This window comes from Nonomuraea monospora (assembly GCF_039531895.1).
Lineage (GTDB): Bacteria > Actinomycetota > Actinomycetes > Streptosporangiales > Streptosporangiaceae > Nonomuraea > Nonomuraea monospora.
Genome location: NZ_BAAAQX010000015.1, coordinates 117,909 through 139,888 on the forward strand (window position 1 = coordinate 117,909; position 21,980 = coordinate 139,888).

At 71.1% G+C, this 21,980-nt stretch carries 23 protein-coding genes; 10 read left to right on the forward strand and 13 right to left on the reverse strand.

Annotation, left to right across the window (positions count from 1 at the left end; all coding sequences use genetic code 11):
- Position 1: 1 nt before the first annotated feature.
- The 6 genes from ABD331_RS27945 to ABD331_RS27970 all read right to left on the reverse strand — a co-directional run bounded on the left by ABD331_RS27945 (position 2) and on the right by ABD331_RS27970 (position 6,088).
- Positions 2 to 820 carry a carbohydrate ABC transporter permease gene (locus tag ABD331_RS27945; protein ID WP_344480679.1) on the reverse strand — a complete coding sequence of 273 codons (819 nt, stop codon included), beginning with the start codon at positions 818 to 820 and terminating at the stop codon, positions 2 to 4.
- Positions 817 to 1,695 carry a carbohydrate ABC transporter permease gene (locus ABD331_RS27950; RefSeq protein WP_344480681.1) on the reverse strand — a complete coding sequence of 293 codons (879 nt, stop codon included), beginning with the start codon at positions 1,693 to 1,695 and terminating at the stop codon, positions 817 to 819. The genes ABD331_RS27945 and ABD331_RS27950 overlap by 4 nt, the downstream gene beginning before the upstream one ends.
- Positions 1,695 to 2,945: an extracellular solute-binding protein gene (locus ABD331_RS27955; RefSeq protein ID WP_344480684.1), complete on the reverse strand. Its 1,251-nt coding sequence runs from the start codon at positions 2,943 to 2,945 to the stop codon at positions 1,695 to 1,697. Before ABD331_RS27955 ends, ABD331_RS27950 begins: the two co-directional genes overlap by 1 nt.
- A 58-nt stretch (positions 2,946 to 3,003) precedes the next feature.
- The gene (locus ABD331_RS27960; protein ID WP_344480686.1) at positions 3,004 to 4,362 is read right to left on the reverse strand and encodes a cellulose binding domain-containing protein; all 1,359 of its coding nucleotides are present in this window, start codon (positions 4,360 to 4,362) and stop codon (positions 3,004 to 3,006) included.
- 89 nt (positions 4,363 to 4,451) lie between these two features.
- The gene (locus tag ABD331_RS27965; protein WP_344480688.1) at positions 4,452 to 5,198 is read right to left on the reverse strand and encodes a sugar isomerase domain-containing protein; all 747 of its coding nucleotides are present in this window, start codon (positions 5,196 to 5,198) and stop codon (positions 4,452 to 4,454) included.
- A 23-nt stretch (positions 5,199 to 5,221) separates the two neighbouring features.
- Positions 5,222 to 6,088 carry a MurR/RpiR family transcriptional regulator gene (locus ABD331_RS27970; RefSeq protein ID WP_344480691.1) on the reverse strand — a complete coding sequence of 289 codons (867 nt, stop codon included), beginning with the start codon at positions 6,086 to 6,088 and terminating at the stop codon, positions 5,222 to 5,224.
- 60 nt (positions 6,089 to 6,148) lie between these two features.
- On the opposite strand from ABD331_RS27970, the gene ABD331_RS27975 reads away from it, so the two are divergent.
- Positions 6,149 to 7,354 carry an N-acetylglucosamine kinase gene (locus tag ABD331_RS27975; RefSeq protein ID WP_344480693.1) on the forward strand — a complete coding sequence of 402 codons (1,206 nt, stop codon included), beginning with the start codon at positions 6,149 to 6,151 and terminating at the stop codon, positions 7,352 to 7,354.
- On the opposite strand, the gene ABD331_RS27980 is transcribed toward ABD331_RS27975, so the two are convergent.
- The 3 genes from ABD331_RS27980 to ABD331_RS27990 all read right to left on the reverse strand — a co-directional run bounded on the left by ABD331_RS27980 (position 7,324) and on the right by ABD331_RS27990 (position 9,842).
- Entirely contained in the window at positions 7,324 to 8,172 is an 849-nt protein-coding gene (locus ABD331_RS27980; RefSeq protein ID WP_344480696.1) for a hypothetical protein, read from the reverse strand. The two genes, ABD331_RS27975 and ABD331_RS27980, sit on opposite strands and share 31 nt — an antisense overlap.
- Positions 8,169 to 8,696, reverse strand: a complete 528-nt coding sequence (locus tag ABD331_RS27985) for an RNA polymerase sigma factor (protein WP_344480698.1) — start codon at positions 8,694 to 8,696, stop codon at positions 8,169 to 8,171. Before ABD331_RS27985 ends, ABD331_RS27980 begins: the two co-directional genes overlap by 4 nt.
- 75 nt (positions 8,697 to 8,771) lie before the next feature.
- Entirely contained in the window at positions 8,772 to 9,842 is a 1,071-nt protein-coding gene (locus tag ABD331_RS27990) for a thiolase C-terminal domain-containing protein (RefSeq protein WP_344480700.1), read from the reverse strand.
- 335 nt (positions 9,843 to 10,177) lie between these two features.
- Here ABD331_RS27990 and ABD331_RS27995 point away from each other — a divergent pair, with 335 nt between their 5' ends.
- Both ABD331_RS27995 and ABD331_RS28000 read left to right on the forward strand, forming a co-directional pair.
- The gene (locus ABD331_RS27995) at positions 10,178 to 11,026 is read left to right on the forward strand and encodes a LysR family transcriptional regulator (RefSeq protein ID WP_344480702.1); all 849 of its coding nucleotides are present in this window, start codon (positions 10,178 to 10,180) and stop codon (positions 11,024 to 11,026) included.
- 15 nt (positions 11,027 to 11,041) lie between these two features.
- On the forward strand, positions 11,042 to 11,689 hold the full coding sequence (locus ABD331_RS28000; protein ID WP_344480704.1) for a MerR family transcriptional regulator: 648 nt from the start codon (positions 11,042 to 11,044) through the stop codon (positions 11,687 to 11,689).
- Between the two features lie 50 nt (positions 11,690 to 11,739).
- On the opposite strand, the gene ABD331_RS28005 is transcribed toward ABD331_RS28000, so the two are convergent.
- Entirely contained in the window at positions 11,740 to 12,627 is an 888-nt protein-coding gene (locus ABD331_RS28005; RefSeq protein ID WP_344480706.1) for a hypothetical protein, read from the reverse strand.
- Positions 12,628 to 12,681: 54 nt separating this feature from the next.
- A complete protein-coding gene (locus tag ABD331_RS28010) occupies positions 12,682 to 13,083 on the reverse strand; it encodes a nuclear transport factor 2 family protein (protein ID WP_344480709.1) in 402 nt (133 codons plus the stop codon).
- 53 nt (positions 13,084 to 13,136) lie between these two features.
- Here ABD331_RS28010 and ABD331_RS28015 point away from each other — a divergent pair, with 53 nt between their 5' ends.
- Positions 13,137 to 13,691 carry a TetR/AcrR family transcriptional regulator gene (locus ABD331_RS28015; RefSeq protein ID WP_344480711.1) on the forward strand — a complete coding sequence of 185 codons (555 nt, stop codon included), beginning with the start codon at positions 13,137 to 13,139 and terminating at the stop codon, positions 13,689 to 13,691.
- Positions 13,688 to 14,089, forward strand: a complete 402-nt coding sequence (locus ABD331_RS28020; protein WP_344480713.1) for a TIGR03668 family PPOX class F420-dependent oxidoreductase — start codon at positions 13,688 to 13,690, stop codon at positions 14,087 to 14,089. The genes ABD331_RS28015 and ABD331_RS28020 overlap by 4 nt, the downstream gene beginning before the upstream one ends.
- Here the strand turns inward: ABD331_RS28020 and ABD331_RS28025 are convergent.
- Positions 14,079 to 14,753, reverse strand: coding sequence for a ThuA domain-containing protein (locus ABD331_RS28025; protein ID WP_344480716.1), 675 nt, complete (start codon positions 14,751 to 14,753; stop codon positions 14,079 to 14,081). The two genes, ABD331_RS28020 and ABD331_RS28025, sit on opposite strands and share 11 nt — an antisense overlap.
- Positions 14,754 to 14,923: 170 nt before the next feature.
- Between ABD331_RS28025 and ABD331_RS28030 the strand changes: the two genes are divergently transcribed.
- Together ABD331_RS28030 and ABD331_RS28035 are read left to right on the forward strand one after the other, a co-directional pair.
- Entirely contained in the window at positions 14,924 to 15,781 is an 858-nt protein-coding gene (locus tag ABD331_RS28030; RefSeq protein WP_344480956.1) for an RNA polymerase sigma-70 factor, read from the forward strand.
- Positions 15,782 to 15,817: 36 nt separating this feature from the next.
- Positions 15,818 to 16,579: an SDR family oxidoreductase gene (locus ABD331_RS28035; RefSeq protein WP_344480718.1), complete on the forward strand. Its 762-nt coding sequence runs from the start codon at positions 15,818 to 15,820 to the stop codon at positions 16,577 to 16,579.
- Positions 16,580 to 16,615: 36 nt separating this feature from the next.
- Here the strand turns inward: ABD331_RS28035 and ABD331_RS28040 are convergent, their stop codons facing one another.
- Positions 16,616 to 17,188, reverse strand: a complete 573-nt coding sequence (locus ABD331_RS28040; protein WP_344480720.1) for a TetR/AcrR family transcriptional regulator — start codon at positions 17,186 to 17,188, stop codon at positions 16,616 to 16,618.
- A gap of 85 nt (positions 17,189 to 17,273) precedes the next feature.
- Between ABD331_RS28040 and ABD331_RS28045 the strand changes: the two genes are divergently transcribed.
- From ABD331_RS28045 to ABD331_RS28055, 3 genes are all read left to right on the forward strand, one after another.
- Positions 17,274 to 18,923 (forward strand): NAD(P)/FAD-dependent oxidoreductase, encoded by a 1,650-nt coding sequence (locus ABD331_RS28045; RefSeq protein ID WP_344480722.1) that lies wholly within the window; start codon positions 17,274 to 17,276, stop codon positions 18,921 to 18,923.
- Positions 18,920 to 20,341 carry an ATP-binding protein gene (locus ABD331_RS28050; RefSeq protein WP_344480725.1) on the forward strand — a complete coding sequence of 474 codons (1,422 nt, stop codon included), beginning with the start codon at positions 18,920 to 18,922 and terminating at the stop codon, positions 20,339 to 20,341. The genes ABD331_RS28045 and ABD331_RS28050 overlap by 4 nt, the downstream gene beginning before the upstream one ends.
- A gap of 87 nt (positions 20,342 to 20,428) precedes the next feature.
- Positions 20,429 to 21,973, forward strand: a complete 1,545-nt coding sequence (locus tag ABD331_RS28055) for an AbgT family transporter (protein ID WP_344480727.1) — start codon at positions 20,429 to 20,431, stop codon at positions 21,971 to 21,973.
- The last annotated feature ends 7 nt before the right edge of the window (positions 21,974 to 21,980 follow it).

Sequence of the window (21,980 nt, forward strand, 5' to 3'; positions counted from 1 at the left end):
CTCACCCCTTGACCGCCCCCGCCGTCATCCCCGTCCCGACGTGCCGCTGCAGGAAGAGGAACAACAGCAGAACCGGCAAGGCGAAGAGGCTGGCCGCGGCCATGGTGGCGCCCCAGTCGGTGCCGAAGACGTCCCGGAACGACGACAACCACACCGGCAGCGTCCGCTGCTCCTGGTCCTTGATGATGAGCACGTTGACGAACGCGAACTCGTTCCAAGCCGTGATGAACCCGAACAGCGAGGTGGCCATCAGCCCCGGCGCGAGGAGCGGGAAGATGACGCGGCGGAAGGCGGCGAGGCGGCTGCAGCCGTCGACTTGGGCGGCTTCTTCGAGTTCGGGCGGGATGGCGGCCAGGAAGCCGCGCAGGGTGACGATGGTGAAGGGCAGCGTGATCATGAAGTAGACGCCGCTGAGCATGGCGAGCGAGTCGAGGAGGTCCGTGTCGCGGGCGATGATGAAGACGGGGACGAGCAGCGCCTCCCAGGGCGCCATCTGGGCGGCGAAGACCGCCACGACGAACGCGCCGCGCCCGCGCCACCGCATGCGGGCGACCGCGAAGGACGCCATGAGGGCCACGAGCAGGGCGGCGAGGACGGCGGCGGCGGTGACGAGGAGGCTGTTGCGCCAGTAGGTCCAGAAGCCGGCGGCGTTCACGGCCGTGACGAAGTGGTCGAAGGTGGGGTGGGCGGGCCAGAAGGCAGGGGTGTCGGACTGAATGTCGCGGGTGGGTTTGAAGGCGGTCAGGAACATCCAGTAGACCGGGAAGATCGTCACCAGGAGCACGGCGACGGCCGAGGCGTTCAGGAGGAGTCTCTTCATGAGCGGACCATCCGGCGCAGGTTGCTGATCAGGGCGATGGCGAGCAGGAGCACCGTGAGCATGGCGACCGCGGAGCCGAGGTCGTAGCGGTGCAGAACTCGGGCGATCTTGAACGCGTACACCGGGAGGGTGGTCGTGGCGCCGTCCGGGCCGCCCTGGCTGAGCACCCAGATCTGGGGGAAGCACTTGGCCACCCAGATCACCTCCAGGGAGGCGACGAGGGCGAAGAGCTGGCGGAGCATGGGGAAGGTGACCTTCCAGAACACCTGCCAGCCGGTGCCGCCGTCGATCCTGGCCGACTCGAACAGCTCCACCGGGATGGTGGTGAGGCCGGCGTAGAGGGTGAGGGCGGCGAACGGGACCGACTGCCAGACGACGAGGATGACGAGGACGGCGAACGTGGCCGTGCCGTCCGCGAACCAGGTGTAGCCGCGGAAGGAGTCGAGGCCGAGCGTCACCAGCAGCCAGTTGACCACCCCCAGCTCCGACTGGAACAGCCACTGGAAGACGGTGGTGGCGGCGATGATCGGGGTGGCCCAGGCCAGCGCGAGTGCGCTCATCAGGGCGAGCCGCAGGCCGCGGCGCAGGCGGGGCAGCATGAGCGCGATGCCCGTGGCGAGGCCGACGATGAGCACCACGTTGATCGCGGTCCAGACGAGGGTGCGCAGCAGCACCTGCCAGAACTCCTCGCCGGACAGCAGCTCGGCGTAGTTCTCCAGGCCGGCGAACGCCGCCCCGCCTCTGATCAGCTCGCCCATGCGGAAGTGCTGGAACGAGATCACCGCCGCCTTGAGCAGCGGGTAGAGCAGGAGGAAGGCCCCGCCCGCCACCGTGGGCGCGATGAGCAGGTAGGGCCAGGGGGAACGACCTCGCATCAGGATCCGCTGTTCAGGGTCGTGGTGATCGTCTCCGAGACCTTCTGGGCCTCCGCAGCCGGGTCGGCGCCGGTGAGGACGGCCGTCATGTACTGCTTGATGACGGACGTGGCCTCGACGGCGGCCCAGTTCGGGGTGTTCGGGGTGGCGCGGCCGTTGGCGGCGCCCTTGGCCATGGCGGCGGTGCCCTCCTCGCCGGCCAGCACGCCGGCCAGCGAGGTGCGGTTCGGCACGAAGCTCATGGCCTTGGCCAGCTCGGTCTGGAACTGCTCGCCGGCGAGGGCCTTGACCACCTCGTACGCCTCCTCCTGCCGCTGCGAGGCGGCCGGGATGATCAGGTCGGAGCCGCCGGTGAAGACGGTGCCCGGCTTGTCGGCCGTCTTGCCCGGGATGGGGAAGAAGCCCATCTTGTCCTTGAGCTTGGCGTCCACCTCCAGGACGCGGGCGGCGATGCCGGGGACGGCGATGATCTGGGCGACCTTGCCCTGCGCGAACACCTCGTGCTGCGGCGGGTTCGCCTCGTCGGCGTCCTTGGGGCCCTTGCCGAGGGCTTGGAGCTGCTTGTAGAAACCCATGCCGGCCAGGGCCTGCGGGGTGTCGAGGGCGCCCTTCCACTTGCCGCCCTCCTGGACCGCCAGGTCGCCGCCCTCGTCCCAGATGAAGCCGGCCAGGGCGTACCAGGTCTGGCCGGTCAGGTAGATGCCCTGGTTGCCGCCCTTGTTGAGCTTTTTCGTGACCTCCAGCCATTCGTCGCGTGTGGCCGGGGGCTGTGTGATGCCCGCGTCGGCGAACAGGTCCTTGTTGTAGACGACCACGCGGTTGGCGGCGTACCAGGGGATGCCGTACTGCTTGCCGTCGATGTTGCCCGGCTGGGCCAGGCCCGGCAGCCAGTCCGCGCCCTGCAGCTCGCCCACCTTGGCGGTCAGGTCGGTCACGCCGCCGCTGGCCGAGTACTGGGCGACCTGGGTGTTGCCCACCTCGATCACGTCGGGGGCGTCGGTGCTGGCCAGGGCTGCGGTGACGCGCTCGCCGATGCCGTCCCAGGCCTGGATCTGGATGTCGAGGTCGATGCCCTGGTGCGCCGCCTCGTACTCGGTCTCGAACTTCTTCAGCAGCTCCTGGGTGACGCTGCCGTCCATGATCCAGACGGTCAGCTTCGCCGGGCCGCCGCTCGCCTTGGGCTCCTCGGCCGGGGTGCCGCACGCGCTCAGCGCCAGCACGGCCGCCAGGGCCAGGATGCGGTGTCTCATGACGTTCCTCTTCACGGGGGGTGCCCCCGCGCCCGCGCGAGGCGGGCGCGGGGTGATGTCACTGGTTGGGGACGGTGTCCTTGAACGCGGTGCCGACGGCGCGCAGCGCGGCGACACGGCTCAGGACGGTGGCGGGCGCGACGGCCTCGTTCTTGCTGTGGTAGAGGTAGTCGACCTGCTGCCGGTACGTACGCGTGCCCGTGGCCCCCTGGAGATCGATGAACCACTGGTTGAACATGATCCACATCGGGGTCTCGGGATAGTAGATGTCACCGTGGTCGGCGAACAGGCGGCCGTCCACGTAGTACTTGATCCGGCCACCCGAGACCTGGATGACGAGGTCGTGCCAGCCGGCGAAGCTCGTGCGCTCCTCGGTGTGGGTGTTGACGGCCTGCCACGGGTCGCCCTGGTAGGTCTCCCAGCTCGTCGCGTACAGGATGTTCGACGGCTCGCCCCAGCCGCCGTTCGGCAGGTACTCGAAGTCCAGCTCGCCGTAGTCGGGGTCCAGGTTGTAGCGCAGCGGCGTGATGGTGAAGAACGTCTGCACGACGTGCTCGCCGTCCGGGCCGCCGGTGGGGGCGTCGCTGAAGCGGACCCGGGCCGCGTACGTGCCCTCGCGGAACTTGCGGCTCGCGGTGGACAGCTCCGTCTGTACGGTGCCGGCGGCCGTGCCGTTCGTGGACGAGTCGAGCGTCAGCAGGCCGCCGGGGAACGAGACGGCGTTCGGCGACCAGGTGGCGCCGGGCACGCCGGGGCCGCCCGAGCTGGCGCGGACGGTCCAGCCGCGCTGGGCGAGGAGCGGGTCGTTCGGGCCTGAGTAGGTGAAGTCGTCGAACAGCTCACCGGTGCCGCCACCCGGCGGGTCGGTCGGGTCGGGGTCGGGGTCGGGGTCCGTGCCCGTGGGGTTGCCCCAGGCGAGCTGACCGTTCACGTAGACGGTGATCTTGTCCCAGTTGGTGTACGCGGTGTTCGCGCCGTAGGAGTAGTCGTCGCCCTGGGTGAACGTCTGCCAGTCGGCGCGGTAGAAGCGGAGCTGCATGTCGCTCGTGTTCTGGCCGGGGCTCAGGCTGCCCGAGGTGAAGCCCACCTCCAGGTACTGCTTGCCGCCCTCCTGCGGGGCGAATCTGCCGGTGATCGTGGAGCAGCCGACCACGGCCCAGGAGCAGGCGAAGCGGTAGGTCTCCGTACCGGTGAGGTAGTAGCGGATCTTGACCTGGTCGAGGGGGATCGTGGTGGTGCCGTCGTTGAACAGGCGCAGCCAGGGCTCGGCCTGGGCGGTGGTGGCGCCGGGGGCGCTGGTGCGGTACTGGAGGCGGACGGCCTGGGCGGCGCTGGCCGGGGCGGCGATCAGGGTCACCGCGATGAGGATGGCGGGGAGGGCTAAGGAGACGAGGATTTTTCCGAAATTTCGGGACATGGGTGGGGTTCTCCTTGCGGGTTGTGCGGCCCCCGAAATGTGTGCATGCCAAAGAGAGCGAGTGGCGTGGACGGTGGTGCTTGAGAAGGTCAGGCGCCGCGGCGGATGCGGCCCGCGTACAGGGCCTCCAGGCGCAGGTTGTGCGCGTCGCCCTCGGGGACGTTCGCCGAGAGGTAGACGGGCGGCACCTCGCCGGCTTCGAGCAGGTTGCGTACCGTCTGCGTGACCACGAGCTGGGCCAGCAGCGCCGAGGTGATCGTGGAGACGGCCCCGGTGGCGCCTCCGTCGGGCAGGGACAGGACGGCGTCGCCGTACGGGGCATGGTTGTCCAGCACGACGTCGGCCAGGTCGGCGAGCTTGCGGCCCGAGGGGTGGCGGGACGCGGCGGCTTCGCCGTGAGTGCGCGAGGTGATCGCGATCAGGTCGTGACCGCGCTCCTTGACGAGGGTGGCGAGCTCGACGACCACGCCGTTCACGCCGGAGTTGGAGATGATGACGAACAGGTCGTGCCGCTGGACGGGAGCCAGGTCGAGGATGGTGCGGGCGATCGCCGGGTCGCGTTCGAGGTCGTAGCGGTCCAGCTCGGAGCGGGGCGCGTCGCCGTACAGGACGATGTCCCTGAGCGCGAGGCGGTTGGTGGGGACGAGGCCGCCGGCCCGGCCGGCGATCTCCATCGCGACGGCCTCGGAGTGGCCGGAGCCGAACGCCTGGATGACGCCGCCGGCGGTCAGCGCCTTGGTGAAGAGGTCGGCGGCGCGGGTGATCTCCGGATCTTCCGGGATCGTCCGGACGAGGTGGGCGATGTGGTCGGCGAAGTCCTGCGGATTTATGGTCATGCATCCCCTTCCGGGAAGTCTGCTTAGTCCCCGGCGGGCAAGCGGTGTCCGGCGACCGCTCTCACCGTGACGTCGAACGCCTGCTTCGTGCGTTCGTAAGTGCGCTGGGCGACCGACACGTACACGACGTCGAGCACCAGCAGCTGCGAATGGATCGCGGCGAACCCCTCGGAGCGGAAGCTCGTGGCCCGGCTCGCCGTGGTGAGCACCAGCTCGGCCACCTCGGCCAGCGGCGACTTCGGCTGCGAGGTGACGGCCACGGTGATCGCGCCGTGGCTGCCCGCCTCCGCCAGCACCTCGATGACCTCGCGGGTCCTGCCGCTGTGGGAGATGCCGATGGCCACGTCGCCCTGCCCGAGCAGCGCCGCGTCGGTCAGCGCGCTGTGGGCGTCGGACCTGCTCCACGTCGGCACGCGCATGCGCTGCAGCCGGTACTCCATCTCGCTGGCGACGGCGGCGCTGCTCGACACCCCGAACAGCAGCACCCGCCCGGCCCTGGCCACCGCCTGGGCGACCTTCTCCACCACGGCCAGGTCGAGCTGGTCGCGGGTCTCCTGGATCAGGCGGATGTCGTTGCCGGAGACGACGCCCAGCACCCGTTCGAGGCTGTCGTCGGGCAGGATCTCCTGGCCGATGTCGGTCTCCCAGGTCTGCTGCGCGACCCGGCCGGTCTCGGTGGCGATGGCCACGCGCAGCTCGGCGTAGCCGGCGAAGCCCAGGGCGCGGCAGAAGCGGGTGATGGTGGCGGTGGACGTCCCGCTCCGCTCGGCCAGGTCGACGATGGTCAGCCGGGCGGCCTCTGCGGGGCCTTCGAGGATGGCGTCGGCCACCTTGCGCAGAGCTTCGGGCATGTCGTGCTGGTCGGCTCTGATGCGGTTGAGGAGTTCCACGCGGCGATAATTATGCTCAGAGAGTGGTGTCGTCAAGGCTGTTGGGCAATAATTTTTGACATGCGCATGGTTCTTGGGGTTGATGCGGGAGGGACGTCGTCGCGGGCGGCGCTGTTCACCGTGGCGGGCGAGCTCGTGCGGCGGGGGTGTGCGGGCGGGGCGAATCCGGGGGCGCTGGGGCGGGACCTCGCCGCCGCCAACCTGACGGCCGCCGTGCGGGCGGCTCTGGTCGACGTGGCTCCGGTGCAGGTGGTGGTGGGTATGGCGGGGAGTCCAGAGGCGTGTGCGGCGCTTTGCGAGCAGGTCTTCCGCGAGGTGTTGCCGGGGGTTCCTGTCGCGTCCGTGGGGGATCTGGTGACTGCCTTCGCTGCTGGTACGGCGGCGGCTTCGGGGAGTGTGCTGATCTCGGGGACGGGGGCCATCGCGGCAAAAATTATCGGGCATCGGACCGTTGCGATCGCCGATGGGTTCGGGTGGCAGCTCGGGGACGAGGGGTCAGGCTTCTGGCTCGGCCGCGCCGCCGCCCGCGCCACCATCCGCGCCCTCGCCGCCGGGGTGGTATCCGGTGGGGTGACATCCGGTGCCCTGGCGGGCGATGGCGTGGCGGGCGGTGAGCTGGCGGGGCTTGTTGTGCGGCACCTTGCGCCCGAGGGGCTGGGCGAGGATCCGGTGGCGCGGCTGGCGGCGGCGGTCTACGCGCGCCCGCCGCTCGCGCTGGCCGAGCTGGCGCCGCTGGTCAGCCGGGCGGCTGCGGGGGGTGATCCGGTGGCGGTGGGGATCGTGCGGGAGGCGGCTGCCCGGCTGGTGGGGACCTTGCGCGACGTGCACGACTCCGGGCCTGTGGTGCTCGCCGGGAGCGTGCTGACGAGCGAGGGGCCGGTGCGGCAGGCCGTCACGGAGCTGCTGACGAGCAGGGCCGCGCCGACGATAGGCGACACAGCGACCGCGCCCTCAGCGAGCGGTGCGGTAGCAGCCGACGCGGCGGTGGCGGGCGACGCAGCGGGGGGCGGCGCGCTGGCGGGCTCGGCAGGGGGTCGCGCGGCGGAGGCGGCGGTGGTCGTGACGGCGGGTGACGCGGCCGGGGCGGCGGCCTGGCTGGCCGCTCGGATGGTGCTGCCCGCCGGGGAGGCGGAGGCGCTGCACGCGACCTTCACCACCCCGCGCCCCACCGCCCATCACCCCACCGGCCGCCACCCGACCGCCTATCACCCGACCGCCCGTCACCCGACTGGCCATCACCCCACCGGCGGCTCCGTGTCCCCATAGACGGGGTTCTTCGGCAGCCGCTTCTCGGTGACCAGCAGCCTCACCACATCGGCCGCCACCGCCTCCGCCTCCCACACGTACCAGTCGTCCCGAACCCCGGCGGAGCTCTGCCCGGCCCGAATGGAGTACCCCTCGTAGTTCTCACCAGGCGTGATGATCTGGAAGACCGTCCGCACCCCCCGCCGCCGAGCCTCCGCGGTCAGCTCTCCCACGGTCCGCCCGCTGACCTTGACCCCCTCCAGCGGCTCCCCCGCGGCGTTGGCCCGCCCGGGCAGGTCGTACGCCTCCCCCGCCCGGGCCAGGCGGCCGAACTTGACCCATGCCCCGCCGCCGGCGCCGACGGGCACCTTGACGATCAGGGTGCAGCCGGGCCGCCCCGCCTCGCACGCCTCGGGTTCGGTTCCCGTCCAGACGCTGGAGCCCCCGCCCTGCTGGAGCAGTTTCCCCGCGCGGCTCGGCGAGGTGGGGACGATCTGCACCTGGACGTTCAGCCCGACGGCCGCGAACCCTTTGGTGTACTTCTCGTGCTCGGCGTAGGGGTCCTTGATCCGGGCCACCCATGCGCCGCCTTCCTGCGTGATGTCCAGCTCGGCGCTGGCGTAGGACACGGTGGCGCCTCCTGTCAGGTTGACGACGGTCACGCCGGCGGCCAGCGCCGCTGCGGCGGCGACGGCGGCCAGCAGGCGGCGCGGCCTGGCGGCCTCCGGCTGGGGTTGCTCGGCGGTGATCGCCTCGAACAGGGCCCGCGCCCCCGCGCCGGACGCCTGCCCCGACAGTTCCTCGTCGCTGACTCTGGCGAGGTTGCTCAGCTCGTTCATATGAACTCCACAGCGAAGCCGTCGGCCGTGATCCCGGCGTTAGATAGTGCTTTGGACAGGCGCTTGCGGGCGCGATGGAGGCGGATGCGCGCCGCGTTGCGCGAGCAGCCCAGGACCCGGGCGATCTCTCCGGGGTCCAGGCCCTCCCAGGCGACGAGCGAGATCAGCTCGCGGTCGTCGTCGGGCAGCTCGCGGAAGGTGCGTGCGATGGCGCTCAGCTCGACGCTGCGCTCGGGCGAGTGCGCGTACAGGTCGGCGACGTCTTGGTCGAGCTCCGCGTGCCGGTGCTTGGCCAGGCCGCGCCGGTGGTTGGCGAGCACGTTCCTGGCGACGCCGTACAGCCAGAGTCTGGCCTCGCGGCCGGCAGGGAGCGCGTCGAAGCGGCGCCAGGCGATGGCGAACGTCTCGGCGACCACGTCCGCCGCGTCCTCGGGGGACTCGCAGCGGCGTACGGCGTAGCCGAGTATGTGCTCGTACGTCTCCTTGTAGACGGCCTCGAACCGGTGTTTCCGGTCGTCATCCACGGGCGGTTCCCATGGTCGGCCTCCTCGGTTGCGGGATTGGGACACCCCTCACATGTCTCAAGAACCCGCGGCATTTCACCGTACGAGCAAAGCCGCGCTTCCGTAGCTGCCGCCGAACCCCGTCACCAGGGCCACCTCGCCGCCCGACCGCAGCTCGCGTACGGCCTGGGCGACGTTGTTGAGCCCGTGCACGTACCCCTCGGACAGCAGCCCCCCGTGCGGGTTCAGCCACGCGTGGCGGCGCTCCAGCAGGTACGCCCCCAGCTCCCCGCGCGTCACCAGCCCGAAGTCCTCCAGTTGCCGGGGCACCAGCCACGAGTAGGCGTCGTACGGCACCGCCACGTCCACGTCCGACGGCCGCAGCCCGGACGCCTCCCAGAGCATGGGCGCCACGTACGCCGAGAAGATCGCCGTGACGTCGGGCGCGCGGTCCATCGCCGAGCAGCCGGGGCCGCCCCCGCGCACCACGGCTCGCACGCGCGGCCCGTCCAGCACGCCGCTGACCAGCAGCGCGCACGCCCCGTCGGTCTCCTGGCAGCAGTCGACGGTGCGCAGCGGGGTGCAGACGTACGGCCTGGAGAGGTAGTCGGCGAGTTCGAGCGGCTCGCGGCGCAGGGCGCGCGGGTTGGTCTTGGCGTTCTGCCTGGACTGGGCGACGACGGCGTGCAGGTGCTCGGCGGTGAGACCGGTGTCGTGCAGGTAGCGGGTGGCGGCCAGGGCGAACATCGGGATGGGGCCGGCCATCCCGTAGGTGAAGCGTTCCTGGGGGCCGGTGGAGACGGTGTTCATGCGCTTGCCCGAGCGGCCGTTGAGCGCGCGGTAGACGAGGAGGTTGCGGGCCAGGCCGCAGTGGATGAGCATGGCCGCGTCGCCGAGGATGGAGGCCGCCTGGGTGCCGCCTCCCGCGAGGTCGTTGTGCCAGCCGAGCCGGTCGATGCCGAGGGCTCTGGCGACCTGGACGACGGGCGCGGAGTCGTTCAGGTGGTAGCTGAGGACGGCGTCCACCTCGGACGGCGCGATGCCGGCGTCCGCGCAGGCCGCCCGGCACGCCTCGGTCGCCAGTTCCAGCTCGGTGCGGCCGGACTGCCTGGTCAAGGGGGTCATCCCGATCCCGGCCACGGCCGCCCGGCCCGCGAAGGGCTGCATGGCACTCCCTCCGTGCGGAGCGACTGGTCGTCCGCCACGCTACTGGGGGTCCATACGGTCGGGCAATCGCTTGCTTGGCCTATGCTGCCGCCCTCCGGCCCGGCCTTTCACCGGCCGAATATACGGGCGGCCATAACGCCGTTTCTTTACGTCCCAAGGCATTTGACGCACACTGCGGCGAAATCCCCAACAACCCGCCTGACCAGCACCTCAGAGTGATTGTGCGGAAATATCCGTGCGAACAGGTGACTGGACATCTTCACGGAAGCTGGCCCCTCTTGTAATACGGAGGTGCGATCTACCGATAGCTCATCATCATTACGCCGAGGTGAGCGATGGATCTACGCTATGTCCGGTACGCGATGGCAATCGCACGAGCAGGCAGCCTCCGCAGGGCCGCCGCCGCGCTGCACATCGCTCAGCCCACGCTGTCGGAGCAGCTCAGGGCGCTGGAGAAGGAAATCGGCGTCGAGCTGTTCAGCCGATCGTCGAGCGGGGTGACGCTCACCGAGGCGGGCGAGGCGTTCCTGGCCCAGGCGACCGTCGCCGTCGACGCCTTCGAACGGGCGGTGGCCGCCGCCAGGTGCACGGGCGAGACGGCCCGCCTGGGCGTGGCCGACGGCCTGGCGGACGTCGCCGCCCGGCTGCTCTCCCAGTTGCGCACCGGCCGCCTGCGCATGGCGCCGATGGGCACGGCCGAGCAGATGGTGTCGATCGCGGACGGCGCCTTGCAGGCGGGGCTCGGTTACGCGCCCGGCTCGCTGCCGCGCGGGGTGGGCCGCATGCTCATCCACCGCTTCCCGGTGCGCGCGCTGCTGCACCGGGAGCACCACCTGGCGGAGTACGAGACGCTGTCGCTGGCGGACCTGGCGGGCGAGCCGCTCATCATGCCGGAGTCCGACGCCGTGGCCGGAGCGCGCCGCTTCCTGGAGGCCTTCGTACGCCAGCGCCTGCACCCCCGACTCGGCCCGTCGGCGGCCAGCCACGACACGGTCGTCAGCATGGTCGGCGAGGGCACCGGCTACGCTTTGTGCGTGCGCGAGGGCACCACCGTGCCCGGCTCGCTGGTGTTCATTCCGATCAAGGAGGACGTGCCGCCGATCGAGGTGGTCTTCCTGTGGAACCGCCAGTCCGACGTGCACGAGCTGGTGAGCGCGGCCCGGCATCTGGCACGCTCTGGATAGCTCTATTATCTAACGATGCGGATCTCCGAGCTCAGCGCCAAGTCCGGGGTGGCCATCCCCACGATCAAGTACTACCTGCGCGAAGGCATGCTCCACCAGGGCGTGCAGACGGCCGCCACCCGAGCCGAGTACGACGAGACGCACCTGCGCAGGCTCCGCCTGATCCGGGCCCTGCTGGACGTGGGCCGGCTCTCCGTGGCCGCGATCAAGAAGATCGTGGCCGCCGTCGAGGACGAGTCGATGCCCGTGCACCAGATGCTCGGCACGGCCCACTGGGCGCTGAGCCCGGCCGTCGAGCCGGAGCCCGGCGAGGAGTGGCAGGCGGCCCGCGCCGAGGTGGACGCCTTCGTCGCCGAGCTGGGCTGGGACCTCCACCCCGACGCCCCCACCCGCGACGAGCTGACCCAGACCCTGGTCAGGATGCGGCAGCTCGGCGTGCCCGTCGACCTGACGCCGTACGTGGAGGTGGCGCGGAAGCTGGTGTCGGAGGTGGAGATGGACAGCATCCCGTTCGACGGGCCGCGCGACGCCGCCGTGGAGGCGCTGGTGCTGGGCACGGTCCTGTACGGCAGGGCGCTCGACACGCTGCGCCGCATGGCCCAGGAGTCGGAGTCGGCCAGGCGCGTGACAGCCCTGGACCCCGCGACACCCCAGACCACGTGACGCCCAGGACCACGTGACGCCCAGGACCACGTGACGCCCCAGACCACGCTCTAGGCCAGGCCGTTGGCTCGCAGGATGCGCACCGCGTTGACGGTGGCCGCGCCGCGCCACTCCAGCGACCCGGCCGGCGAGATCCGCGCGTAGTCCACCGTCCACCCGCCGTCGTCCTGCTGCTCCCCCGCCAGCCGGACGAGGTCGGCCGCGATCACCGCAGGCTCGAACAGGTCGCGCACCGGCCGTCCGGGGAACGGCGCGAAGTCCAGCGGGCGCAGCGCCTCGTTCTCGGTGCCGCCCGCGACGGGCACCCGGCCGTCGCCGGGGATGACCGCGCCGAGCCGCTTGAGCAGGTCGGCGGCGCCGGCCCGGGTGTCGTACACGGCGTCGAGGAACCGCACGGCGAACAGCAGCACGTACGCGTGCGGCGCCTCCTCCAGCGCCCCGATCGTCTCGAAGCAGTAGCGGGTGGCCCTCTCCAGCCACGGATGCGCCGCCACGGCGGGATCGTGGGCGGCCACGCGGTGGGCGGCGGCCGCGGTGACGGCCGTGATCTGCAGGGACGAGGTGGTCGAGTCGCCGCCCGACCACCAGGGCGCGGTGGCGTGGGAGTACGTCAGCGGCAGCGAGAACGGCAGCCCGCCGTCGGGCAGCGTCACCGTCTCCAGCCAGTCGCACAGCGTCGCAGCGTGCGGCGAGGTGGCCGGGCCCGCCTCCTCGAACACCTCGAAGGCGTGCAGCGCGGCGCCCGGCTGGCTCTCGGGCGAGCGCAGGTCCGGCTCCAGTCCCCAGCCGTAGCCGCCGTCGGCGTTGCGGTATCCCTCAAGGGCCGCCAGCAGGCCGGCCGCGTCGCCGTCGCCGGCGAGCAGGTCGTAGCGGCGGCGGTCGAGGACGCGCCCGTGCCCGGCCAGGAAGCCTGGGATCAGGTCAAGGTTCGGGTTCATGCCCTCATCGTGCCCAGATCGCCGCCGGTCGGTCTTGTAGGTTCCGGACATGTCCTACAGGCGCAGGGCCTCCATGACGGGCAGCGGGTTGACGTAGTCGCGGTAGGTCACGACCTGGCCGTCCCGAACCCGCAGGACGGTCACCGGCCGCTGCTCGAACGGCCGGCCGGTGGCGGTGACCGTGCCGTGGACGGTGTACTCGACGATGACCACCTCGGGGTCCAGCGTCTGGTGCATCTCGACGCCGGTGTACTCGTGGAAGGTGATCGCCCCGCCGTGCTCGGCCACGAACGCCGCGAAGGCCTGCCTGCCGCGCAGCTCGCCGGGCACGCCCTCGGGACGGTACGGCCACTCGACCACGACGTCGGGGGCCATGAGCTCCAGGAGGCGCTCGGTGTCGCCCGCCAGGCTCGTCCGCAGCACCTCTTCCGCGACTTTCGTTGTACACATGTTCATTGAACGAGCGTACAACGAAAATCGGAATTGTTGAACACCCGTACAATGAACCGGTGACAGAGCCGTCCCGCCGCACCCGCGCCGAGCAGCGCCGCGACACCGAAGCCCGCATCCTGTCCGCCGCCCGCGAGACGTTCGCCGAGCTCGGCTACGAACGCACCACGATCCGCGCGGTCGCCGCCGCCGCCGGGGTCAGGCCGGGGCTGGTGATGCACTACTTCGGCTCCAAGGAGGAGCTGTTCGCCACCGCCGCCCACCTGCCCGCCGACGAGCTGCCGCCGGGCGATCCGGCGCAGGCTCTGCTCGCCACGCTGCGCAGGCGCCTGGAGGGGCCGCCGGTGGCTTCGCTGGCCGTGCTGCGCTCGATGTTCACCCACGGCGAGGCGGCCGAGGACTTCCGCGAGGCGGGCCGCGACTGGCTGGGCTCGATCGAGCGGGCGATCCCCGCCGACCGCCCCGAACTGCGGGCCGCGCTGATCTCCGCGATCATGACCGGGCTGGTGGTGGACCGCTACCTGCTCAAGCACAGCGCGCTGGCCGACGCGCCCGCCGACGACATCCTCGACCTGCTGCGGCCGTGCATCGAGAGCCTGGTGGGAGCACGATGAGCGTGACGCGGTTCGCCGCGCAGCGAGTGGCGCGGCTGGCCAGGCTCGCCACCGACGGCACGCCCCGCGTGGTGCCCATCACCTTCGCCATGATGAGCGGCCAGGTGGTGACGGCCGTCGATCACAAGCCCAAGACCACCACCGACCTCGCCCGCCTGCGCGACATCCGGGCGAACCCCGCCGTCAGCGTGCTGGCCGACCACTACGAGGACGACTGGACGCGCCTGTGGTGGGTGCGCGCCGACGGGCTCGCCCGCGTCCTGGACGGCGGCGAGGACCGGGAGCGGGCGCTCGACGCGCTGGTCGCGAAGTACGCGCAGTACGGCGAACGCCGGCCCGCCGGCCCCGTCATCCTCGTCGAGGTGACCAGGTGGAGCGAGTGGTCGGCTACTCCGTGATCGTCACCGGCCGCTTCAGCAGCCACAGCGCCGCCCGCTGCAGCAACGTCCGGTGGACCTCGTTGTCGTAGGAGCGGGTGTCGTGCCCCAGGGCGTCGTAGAGCACCCGGCCCCGCCGCACCGGCCGCGCCCAGACGATCGGCTGGCCGTTGGAGGAGGCCAGCGGCTCGACGTCGGGCAGCACGTGAAGGTCGCTGTAGACCTCGTCCACCACGTCGAAGTCGCGCAGCCCGTCGACCACCGGGTGCCTGCCGTGGACCCGCACGCCCGTCCAGCCCAGCGGCGGGTGGTGGGACTTGGGCCAGGTCCAGCAGCCGCCCAGCACGCGCGGCCAGCCCTGCCAGTCGTCGAAGCAGATCGACGCCGTGTGCATGCACAGCAGCCCGCCGCCCCGGTCGAGGTGGTCGAGCAGCGTGGTGCGGGCCTGTGCCGGTAAGCCGAAGCGCCACTGGTCACGCAGGTCGGCGAAGCGGTCCTGGGTCATCTGCCAGCGCAGCGCGTTGACCGTGATGAGCTGGACCTCCGACGGCTCGCTCAGCGCGCCCGCGATGTCCTCGGTGATCTCCGACTCGACCCCCACTTCGGCGAGCACCTCCGAGAGGGCGGCCGAGGTGGCGGCGAAGTCATGGAACAGGCCTCCTGACAGGATCAGATTTCTCGCCACTTGCCCAGCTCATCATGGACGCCTCTGGTTTTCCACCCGTTGGCTGTCACATGTGGCGCCCTTGCCCCGTCCGGTCCTCGTAACGCAAGAGGGGGAAGGTACGGTTCATCGCGCAGGGCGTTGCTCAACTGGCGGCCCCGGCACACCTCGTGCTTCGGGGACAGGGCATGATGCCGGTCGTGGACGACTTCGAGGAGCACAGGCCGATGCTGCTCGGGCTGGCCTACCGCCTGCTCGGCAGCATGTGGGACGCCGAGGACGTGGTGCAGGAGGCCTGGCTGCGCTGGCAGGCGGTCGATCACGACGAGATCAGGGAGCCGCGCGCGTTCCTGGTGACGGTGGTGTCGCGGCTGGCGCTCGACCAGCTCCGCTCGGCGCGGGTCAAGCGGGAGGCGTACACGGGGCCGTGGCTGCCGGAGCCGGTCGAGACGTCGCAGGCGGGGCCGCTGGACACGGCGGAGCTGCGCGACACGGTCTCGTACGCGACGCTGCACATGATGGAGCGGCTGTCGCCGCCTGAGCGGGCGGTGTTCGTGCTGCGGGAGGCGTTCGAGCTGCCGTACGACGAGATCGCCGAGATCGTCGGCTCGTCGGTCGCGAACGCGCGGCAGTTGCACCACCGGGCGTCCACCCGGCTGGCGCAGGGGCGTGACCGGTTCCGTCCGTCCAGCGAGGAGCACACCGAGCTGCTGACGAAGTTCATCAGGGCGGCGGGCAGCGGCGACCTGGCGGCGCTCACGGAGCTGCTGCACGAGGACGTGGTGTCCTACAACGACGGCGGCGGCAAGGTCAGGGCGGCGCTGCGGCCGATCGCAGGGCGGCAGAAGGTGGCGGCGTTCCTGCTCGGGCTGCAGTCGCGCTACGAGTTCAAGGGCGGGCGGCTGGTCGAGGCCAACGGCGTGCCCGCGGCCGCCACCCAGGTCGGCGGGCACCAGCAGCTCGTCATGATCGGCATCAGGGACGGCCGCATCAGCGAGATCTACAACGTGCTCAACCCCGACAAGCTCGGCCGCGTGCACCTGGCCTGAGCGCTCCCCGGGGCGTCCGGTCGATAGAGTCGCCCCATGGATCTCGGCATCTCGGGCAAGGTCGCCCTCGTCACCGGAGGCAGCGCGGGCATCGGGCTGGCCGCCGCCAAGGCTCTGGCGCGGGAGGGCTGCGACGTGTGCGTCAGCGCCCGCGACCCGGAGAAGCTCGCGGACGCGGTGGTGGAGCTGCAGGAGTTCGGCAAGGTCGTGCACGCGGTGCTGGCCGACGTGGAGGATCCGGGCGCCGCCCGGCGGCTGGCCGAGGAGACGCGTGACGTGCTCGGCCCCGTCGACATCCTGGTCGCGAACGCGGGCGGCCCGCCGGCCGGCCGCTTCGACGCGGTCGGGCTGGACGACTGGGACGTCGCCGTCCAGCGCAACCTGCTGGGCACCGTGCGCCTCGTCCACGCGGTGCTGCCGGAGATGCGTTCGCGCGGCTGGGGCCGGATCGTCACGATCACCAGCAGGTCGGCCCGCGAGGCGCTGGACGACCTGGCGCTGTCGAACGCCATGCGCTCCGCGGTGGCGGGCGTCGTGCGCACGCTGGCCCGCGAGGTGGGCGGCGACGGCGTACGGGTCAACAACGTGATGCCGGGCCCCATCGAGACCGAGCGGCTGCGTGAGCTGGCCGGTGGCGAGGAGGCGCTGCGCAAGCGGGGCGAGAGCGTGCCGGTGGGCCGCATCGGCCGGCCCGAGGAGGTGGGGGACGTGGTGGCGTTCCTGGCCAGCGAGCGGGCCTCGTTCGTGAACGGCGTCTCGCTGCTGGTGGACGGCGGGGAGAGCCGCGTCATCGCCTGAGCAGCGTCCGCACGATCGTGGCGGACCAGGCCCGCGTCATCGCCTGAGCAGCGTCCGCACGATCGTGGCGGACCAGGTCGCGTCGTCGTCGGGCAGGTCCACGAAGTGCGTCAGGTTCGCCCGGTGGAAGCAGGCCCCCATCAGCAGCGACGCGGCGGCGTCCGCGTCGAGGCCCGCCTCGACGCGGCCGGCCTGCTGCTCGGCCCGCAGGATCTCGGCCAGTGCCTGGATCGGCAGGTGCGGGCCGAGGTCGGCCTTGGCCAGCATGGCCCTGAACCCGGCCATGAGCGGCGGGTCGCCCAGCACCCCTCCGGCGACGGCCGCCGCCCTGGTGTAGAACTCCAGGGCCTTGCCGGTGAACTCGACGAGGTTGGCGGCCGGGTCGCCCTGCCCCACGCTCCGCCGCAGCTTCGCCAGCGCGGGGCCGAGCGCGGGCGAGCGCTCCAGCAGCACGGCGAGGACGATCTCCTCCTTGTTGCCGAAATGCTTGTAGAGCAGCGCCTCGGAGCACGCGGCCTGCTGGGCGATGCGCTTGGTGGTGGCCCCCGCGATGCCGAACTCGTGAATCGCCTGCTCAGCCGCGTCGAGGATGCGGTCGCGTGTGCCCATTCGCTCATGATATGAGCGCGTGCTCACTCACACGGGCGTACATGACATCCTCTGAGTAGGAAGACCATGAAGAAGGACGTGGGGCATGGACAAGCCGGTCATCGTGACGGTGGATGACGATCCGGGCGTCTCGCGGGCGGTCGCCCGTGACCTGAGACGCCGTTACGGGCAGGAGTACCGGGTCGTGCGCGCCGAGACAGCCAGGGACGGCATCGACGCGGTGCGGGAGATGCGGCTGCGCGGCGACGAGGTGGCGGCGATCCTGGCCGACTACCGGATGCCGCAGATGAACGGCGTGCAGTTCCTGGAGGCGGCGATGGACATGTATCCGTACGCGCGCCGCGTGTTGCTGACCGCCTATGCCGACACCGACGCGGCGATCCAGGCGATCAACGTCGTCGATCTCGACCATTACCTGCTCAAGCCGTGGGACCCGCCGGAGGAGAAGTTCTACCCGGTGATCGACGGGCAGCTCGACGCCTGGTTGCGCACCGACCGGGTGGAGCGCACGGAGCTGCGGGTGGTGGGTGACCGGTGGTCGGCGCCGTCGTACAAGGTGCGTGACTTCCTGGCCCGCAACCACGTGCCGTACCAGTGGATGCTGGCGGAGGACCCGGAGGGCGCGCAGCTCGTGAAGGCGGCCGGTGAGGGCTGTCATCTGCCGCTCGTGGTGACGGCCGACGGCACCACGCTGGAGTCGCCCGACCAGGCGACGCTGGCGACGGCGGTGGGCCTCTCGACGACCCCGGCCACCGACTTCTACGACCTGATCGTGGTGGGCGGCGGCCCGGCCGGGCTGGGCGCGGCGGTGTACGGCGCTTCTGAGGGGCTGAACACCGTGCTGGTCGAGGCGTACTCCTCGGGCGGGCAGGCGGGCCAGAGCTCCAGGATCGAGAACTACCTGGGCTTCCCCGACGGCGTCTCCGGCCAGCAGCTCGCCGACCGGGCGCGCAGGCAGGCGCTGAAGTTCGGGGCCGAGCTGCTGACCGCGCGCAAGGTGACGAGCCTGGAGCCGCGCGGGCAGGCGCGGGTGATCGGGTTCAAGGACGGCGGGGAGATCGCGGCGCACGCGGTGATCCTGGCCACCGGCGTCACCTACCGGCGGCTGGAGGCTCCGGGGCTGGACGAGTTCGTGGGTCGTGGCGTCTTCTACGGCGCCGCGCTGACCGAGGCGCCGGCGTGCAAGGACACCGAGGTGTTCATCGTGGGCGCGGCGAACTCGGCCGGGCAGGCGGCCGTCTACCTGTCGGGATTCGCGAGCAAGGTCCATTTGTTGGTGAGGAGTGATGGTTTGGAGAAGTCCATGTCGCACTACCTCATCGAGCAGATCGCCGCGATCCCCAACATCGAGGTGCACGTCGAGACGCAGGTCGTCGGCGGGAGCGGCGACGGGCACCTGGAGCGGCTGACGCTGTCCACCAAGGGCGAGGAGCGCCCGGTGGACGCGCAGTGGCTGTTCGTGTTCATCGGGGCGCAGCCGTACACCGAGTGGCTGGGCGAGACGATCGAGCGGGACGCGCGCGGCTTCGTGCTGACCGGGCCCGACCTGGTGCAGGGCGGGCGACGGCCGCGCAACTGGCCGCTGCGGCGCGAGCCGTACTTCCTGGAGACGAACGTGCCGGGGGTGCTGGCCGCGGGCGACGTGCGGGCCGAATCGATCAAGCGGGTGGCCTCCGCCGTCGGGGAGGGCGCGATGGCCGTCGCGCTCGTGCATCGGTACCTGGAGAAGCAATGATCGACATTGACGAGCTGCGCAAACTCTTCCTCTTCGAGCGGCTCTCCGACGAGCAGCTCACCAAGCTGGCGAGCACCGGCCGGGTGCAGAGCTACGCCCAGGACGAGGACGTCCTCCGGCAGGGCGAGCCCGCCGACTGCTTCGCGGTGCTGCTGGAGGGCGAGATGCAGATGATCACCGAGACGGTCAGCGCCGGTACCGTCGCGATGCCCCGCACCTCGCAGCCCGGCGTCTACGGCGGCGCCACCTCGGCCTACCTGGGCGAGCGGGCGCCGCAGACCTACCAGCACACGTTGCGCGCCACCGCCCCGTCGCGGGTGTTCATGCTGCCGGCCAAGAAGTTCGCCTACATCGTGGCCGAGTGGTTCCCGATGGCGATGCACCTGCTCGACGGCATGCTGTCCGGCGGGCGCATGCAGCGGGAGATCATCGACCGGCGGCAGCGGCTGAGCGCGCTCGGCACGATCACGGCCGGGCTCACGCACGAGCTGAACAACCCGGCCGCGGCGGCCGTGCGGGCGGTCAGCGAGCTGCGCTCGCTCATCAAGGCCTCGCGTTTCCAGCTCGCCCAGCTCGCCGAGGACGGCATAGCGCCCGAGAAGCTGCGCGCGCTGATCGAGGCGCAGGAGGCGTGCACCAGCAACCTGGGCAAGCTGGACAAGCGCTCACCGCTGGAGATCTCCGACGCCGAGGACGAATTGGGCGAGGCGCTGGAGGAGGTGGGCGTCGAGGACCCGTGGGAGCTGGCGCCCGCGCTGGTCAACGCCGGTTTCACCAGCGACTACCTGCGGAAGATCCGCACCAAGGTGGGCGAGGAGCACACGCCGAAGGCGCTGCACTGGCTGGCCGAGGCCATCGAGATCTCGCAGATGCTCAACGAGGTGACCGAGGCGACCGAGCGCATCACGACGCTGATCCGCTCGGCCAAGCAGTACTCCCAGATGGACCGGGCGCCGTTCCAGCTCGTGAACGTGCACGACCTGCTCGACAGCACGGTCGCGATCTTCCGCGGCAAGATCCCGCCCGGCGTCACCGTGGTCACCGACTACGACCGCACGCTGCCCGAGATCCCCTGCTACGCGGGCGAGCTCAACCAGGTCTGGACGAACCTCATCCACAACGCCCTCGACGCGATGGACGGGGAGGGCACGCTGACCATCCGCACCGCCCACGACGAGGACGAGGCGATCATCGAGATCGGCGACACCGGCCACGGCGTGCCTGAGGCGATCAAGGACCGGATCTTCGAGCCGTTCTTCACCACCAAGAGCGTGGGCGAGGGCACGGGCCTCGGCCTGGACATCTCCTACCGCATCGTGGCAGGCCGGCACGGTGGCGAGATCAAGGTGCGCTCGACCCCGGGGCAGACCTGGTTCGAGGTGCGGCTGCCGCTCCGGGAGCCCACGGCCACCACCTGATCGCGCATCGTTACCGACTCTGACTTGTCAGGACGTCTCCTGACCGCGTGTAATGGGTGACCGAAATGCGGGAAGGAGACCGCCCCCATGAGCACGCCGGAGTCGGTGACGGAGTCGCGATCGCTGAACGTGCTGCTCAGGGTGCTCGTCGCCGTCGAGCGGCTGGGCAACAAGCTGCCGCACCCCTTCTGGCTGTTCGTCATCCTGAGCGTGCTGCTGTCCCTGGTGAGCTGGGGGCTGGCGGCGGCCGGGGCGTCGGCGGTCAACCCGGCGACGGGCAAGACCGTCACGGCGCAGAATCTGCTGTCCGTCGAGGGCGTGCGGATGATGGTCGGCGACGCGATCGAGAACTACACCTCCTTCCCGCCGCTCGGCACGATCCTCGTCGTCATGCTCGGCGTCGCGGTGGCCGAGCGTTCGGGGCTGCTGGCCGCCGTGCTGCGCTCCGGGGTGTCGAGGGTGTCGCCGAAGTGGGTGACGTTCGCGCTGGCGTTCACCGGGATGGTGTCGCACGTGGCCTCCGACGCCGCGTACGTGGTGCTCATCCCCCTCGGCGCGCTGGCCTTCCGCGCGGTGGGCCGCAGCCCGATCCTCGGGATCGTGGTGGCGTTCGTGTCGATCTCGGCCGGTTATGACGCCAGCCCGCTGGTCACGCCGACGGACGCCATCCTGTCCGGGCTGACCACGGCCGCCGCCCACACCGTCGACCCGTCCTACCTGGTCACGCCGCTGGCGAACTACTTCTTCTCGCTGGCCTCGTCCGTGGTGCTGGCCGGTGCGATCACGCTGGTCACCGAGCGGGTGCTGGCGCGGCGCGTCGAGTCGATGCCGGTGGACGCCGACGCCGTCCCCGACGACCTCGGCTCGCTGACGCTCAGCGCCGGGGAGCGGCGCGGGCTGCGCGCCGCGCTCGTCACGCTCGTGGTGTTCGCCGCCGCCCTGACGGCCGCCGTGCTGCCCGCGGGCTCCCCGCTGCGCGGCGAGGGCGGCAGCATCGTGCAGTCGCCGCTGCTCACCTCGATCGCGGTCTTCCTCGGGCTGGCGTTCCTGGCCGTCGGCTGGGCGTACGGCAGGGCCGCCGGAACCGTCACCGGGAGCAAGGACATCCCGGCCTTCATGGCGCACGGGCTGCGCGAGATGGCGCCGATCCTGGTGCTGTTCTTCGCGATCTCGCAGTTCCTGGCCTACTTCAAGTGGACCGGCATCGGCGAGATCATCGCCATCCACGGGGCCGGCCTGCTGCGCTCGGCCGGGGTGAGCGGGCCCGTGGTGTTCCTCGGCATCCTGCTCGTCGTCACCGTCATCAACCTGGTGGTGACCAGCGGGTCGGCCCAGTGGGCGCTGGTCGGCCCGGTGTTCGTGCCGATGCTCATGCTGCTGGACATCCCACCCGAGTACACCCAGGCGCTCTACCGCATCGCCGACTCGTGCACGAACGCGATCACGCCGATGAGCCCGTACTTCGTGATGGCGCTCGGCTTCCTGCAGCGTTACCGCCGCTCGGCCGGGATCGGCACGCTGGCCTCGATGACGATCCCGCTGGCGGTCACCCTGCTCGTCGTGTGGACGCTGGTGTTCTTCGCGTTCTGGGGCCTCGGCGTCCCGCTCGGCCCCGGAGCGCCCGTCCCCTGACCATCCT

What these genes read in the sequence shown, in the direction of transcription:
- ABD331_RS27945 (WP_344480679.1), bottom strand. Translation starts at nt 820, where the DNA reads ATGAAGAGACTCCTCCTGAACGCCTCGGCCGTCGCCGTGCTCCTGGTG.
- ABD331_RS27950 (WP_344480681.1), bottom strand. Translation starts at nt 1,695, where the DNA reads ATGCGAGGTCGTTCCCCCTGGCCCTACCTGCTCATCGCGCCCACGGTG.
- ABD331_RS27955 (WP_344480684.1), bottom strand. Translation starts at nt 2,945, where the DNA reads ATGAGACACCGCATCCTGGCCCTGGCGGCCGTGCTGGCGCTGAGCGCG.
- ABD331_RS27960 (WP_344480686.1), bottom strand. Translation starts at nt 4,362, where the DNA reads ATGTCCCGAAATTTCGGAAAAATCCTCGTCTCCTTAGCCCTCCCCGCC.
- ABD331_RS27965 (WP_344480688.1), bottom strand. Translation starts at nt 5,198, where the DNA reads ATGACCATAAATCCGCAGGACTTCGCCGACCACATCGCCCACCTCGTC.
- ABD331_RS27975 (WP_344480693.1), top strand. Translation starts at nt 6,149, where the DNA reads ATGCGCATGGTTCTTGGGGTTGATGCGGGAGGGACGTCGTCGCGGGCG.
- ABD331_RS27980 (WP_344480696.1), bottom strand. Translation starts at nt 8,172, where the DNA reads ATGAACGAGCTGAGCAACCTCGCCAGAGTCAGCGACGAGGAACTGTCG.
- ABD331_RS27990 (WP_344480700.1), bottom strand. Translation starts at nt 9,842, where the DNA reads ATGCAGCCCTTCGCGGGCCGGGCGGCCGTGGCCGGGATCGGGATGACC.
- ABD331_RS27995 (WP_344480702.1), top strand. Translation starts at nt 10,178, where the DNA reads ATGGATCTACGCTATGTCCGGTACGCGATGGCAATCGCACGAGCAGGC.
- ABD331_RS28000 (WP_344480704.1), top strand. Translation starts at nt 11,042, where the DNA reads ATGCGGATCTCCGAGCTCAGCGCCAAGTCCGGGGTGGCCATCCCCACG.
- ABD331_RS28005 (WP_344480706.1), bottom strand. Translation starts at nt 12,627, where the DNA reads ATGAACCCGAACCTTGACCTGATCCCAGGCTTCCTGGCCGGGCACGGG.
- ABD331_RS28010 (WP_344480709.1), bottom strand. Translation starts at nt 13,083, where the DNA reads ATGAACATGTGTACAACGAAAGTCGCGGAAGAGGTGCTGCGGACGAGC.
- ABD331_RS28020 (WP_344480713.1), top strand. Translation starts at nt 13,688, where the DNA reads ATGAGCGTGACGCGGTTCGCCGCGCAGCGAGTGGCGCGGCTGGCCAGG.
- ABD331_RS28030 (WP_344480956.1), top strand. Translation starts at nt 14,924, where the DNA reads ATGCCGGTCGTGGACGACTTCGAGGAGCACAGGCCGATGCTGCTCGGG.
- ABD331_RS28035 (WP_344480718.1), top strand. Translation starts at nt 15,818, where the DNA reads ATGGATCTCGGCATCTCGGGCAAGGTCGCCCTCGTCACCGGAGGCAGC.
- ABD331_RS28040 (WP_344480720.1), bottom strand. Translation starts at nt 17,188, where the DNA reads ATGGGCACACGCGACCGCATCCTCGACGCGGCTGAGCAGGCGATTCAC.
- ABD331_RS28045 (WP_344480722.1), top strand. Translation starts at nt 17,274, where the DNA reads ATGGACAAGCCGGTCATCGTGACGGTGGATGACGATCCGGGCGTCTCG.
- ABD331_RS28050 (WP_344480725.1), top strand. Translation starts at nt 18,920, where the DNA reads ATGATCGACATTGACGAGCTGCGCAAACTCTTCCTCTTCGAGCGGCTC.
- ABD331_RS28055 (WP_344480727.1), top strand. Translation starts at nt 20,429, where the DNA reads ATGAGCACGCCGGAGTCGGTGACGGAGTCGCGATCGCTGAACGTGCTG.